The 1,352-nt window shown below is 69.2% G+C and carries 2 protein-coding genes; one reads left to right on the top strand and one right to left on the bottom strand.

What is annotated here, in order from left to right; translation table 11 throughout:
• On the top strand, positions 1-257 hold a 257-nt coding region (locus H8B02_RS47210; protein WP_229172502.1), incomplete at its 5' end, for a histidine phosphatase family protein.
• 124 nt (positions 258-381) lie between these two features.
• On the opposite strand, the gene H8B02_RS47205 is transcribed toward H8B02_RS47210, so the two are convergent.
• Positions 382-1,170: an SDR family NAD(P)-dependent oxidoreductase gene (locus tag H8B02_RS47205; protein ID WP_229172501.1), complete on the bottom strand. Its 789-nt coding sequence runs from the start codon at positions 1,168-1,170 to the stop codon at positions 382-384.
• Positions 1,171-1,352 lie beyond the last annotated feature (182 nt).

Genomic DNA, 1,352 nt, shown 5'->3' with positions numbered 1-1,352 from the left:
CGCCTGGCGGCGAAAGTTTTGCCGATCAGATCGCGCGGGCGCGGGCAGGGCTGGCGCGCCTGCCGGCCGGCGACGTCGTGCTGGTCGTGCATTCCGGCACCATCCGCGCGATCCTCGCAATCGCGCTCGACCTCGCGCCGGAGCTCGCGCTGCGCTTCGTGATCGATCCGCTGTCGCTGACCCGGATCGACCGGCTGCAGGGCGCCTGGCGCGTTGTTGCAGTGAACCTGCCGCCGCTACCGACCCCGTCATCCTGAGGTGCGAGCTCTTGCAAGCCTCGAAGGATGCACGGCCACAGTCGGGCCGTCGACCCTTCGAGGGCCGCTGAAGAAGCGGCCAGCTCAGGGTGACGGTGATTGAACAAACGCGCGGCGGCTTGAGCTACCCATTCCGCCGCTGGCCGCGCAAGGTCGGCAGGCCGATGCCGGCGGCGTCGAAGCCGCCGTCGACGGCGAGGATCTGGCCGGTGATGTAGCTGGCGCGATCCGAGCACAGGAAGAAGATCGCTTCCGCCAGCTCCTCTTCCAGCCCGTAGCGGTTGAGCGGGATGGCGTCGTGATAGTCGGCACGGATCTCGGGCGTGTGCACGGCCTTGGCCATCGCGGTCTCGACCGGCCCGGGCGCCACGCCGTTGACGCGGATGCCGAGCGAGGCGAGCTCGACCGCGAGCTGCTTGGTGAGGTGCGCGAGCCCGGCCTTGCTGGTGCCGTAGGCCGAGCGCAGTGTCGAGGCGCGCACCGCCGAGATCGAGGTGATGTTGACGATCGCGCCGCCGCCATGCTCGCGCATCACAGGCGCAGCCGCCTTGGTGCACAGGAACGGGCCGGTGAGGTTGACCGCCATGATCCGGTTCCAGTCGGCGTCCGAAGTCTCCAGCACCGGCGTGAACACGGCAATGCCGGCGTTGTTGACCAGCGCGTCGAGCCGGCCGAAGCGGCCCGTGATCGCCGCGATCGCGGCTGTCACACCATCGGCATCCGATACGTCGCAGGTCAGCGCCAGCGTCGTGTCGGGCTGCTTCAATGCCGCGACCGCGGCGCGCAGCAATTCACCCTCGATGTCGAGCAGCGCGACGCGCCAGCCGTCGGCGAGAAAGCGTTTCGCTGCGGCGAGCCCGATGCCGCGCGCGGCGCCGGTCACGAGCGCGACTTTGGGGGAAGTGGAATTCATCGGATGGTCCATCGGTTCGGGCAGCAAGTCCCGACCGTCTGCGACCTTTGTCCGGTGATGTCAACCGGACCTGTTTCCCGTCATCCTGAGGTGCGAGCGCAGCGAGCCTCGAAGGGTGCACGGCCACCGGCCGGGCCGTGCATCCTTCGAGGCTCGCCCAGCGCCGCAAGTGCGCCGCTGAG

It is taken from the genome of Bradyrhizobium altum, assembly GCF_020889705.1.
GTDB classification, from domain to species: Bacteria; Pseudomonadota; Alphaproteobacteria; order Rhizobiales; family Xanthobacteraceae; genus Bradyrhizobium; species Bradyrhizobium altum.
This window is presented reverse-complemented; position numbering and strand designations above follow the sequence as displayed.